Source organism: Achromobacter sp. ACM03, assembly GCF_014851665.1.
In the GTDB taxonomy this organism is placed as follows: Bacteria; Pseudomonadota; Gammaproteobacteria; order Burkholderiales; family Burkholderiaceae_B; genus Achromobacter; species Achromobacter aegrifaciens.
In genome coordinates this window covers 1-255 of sequence record NZ_JACVAD010000036.1, presented here as the reverse complement: position 1 = coordinate 255, position 255 = coordinate 1, and the positions used below count along the sequence as shown (strand labels likewise).

The window sequence follows — 255 nt, the reverse complement described above, 5'->3', positions numbered from 1 at the left end:
TTACCAGAAGTAGTTAGCCTAACCGCAAGGGGGGCGATTACCACGGTAGGATTCATGACTGGGGTGAAGTCGTAACAAGGTAGCCGTATCGGAAGGTGCGGCTGGATCACCTCCTTTCAGAGCTTAGCGCTCGTGTTAAGCGTCCACTCTTATCGGTTGTTTGATATAGCTGGGATCAGTTGCAGGCTTGGGTCGAGGGAATCTTCCCTGGGTCTACAGCTTTCCTGACTGCTGATCCGAAAAGGTTTTTGGGTC

The 255-nt window shown here is 51.8% G+C and carries 1 rRNA gene; it reads left to right on the top strand.

Annotated features, from left to right (window positions below):
• A 16S ribosomal RNA gene (locus IB257_RS31475) occupies positions 1 to 117 on the top strand; the annotation flags it as partial.
• Positions 118 to 255 lie beyond the last annotated feature (138 nt).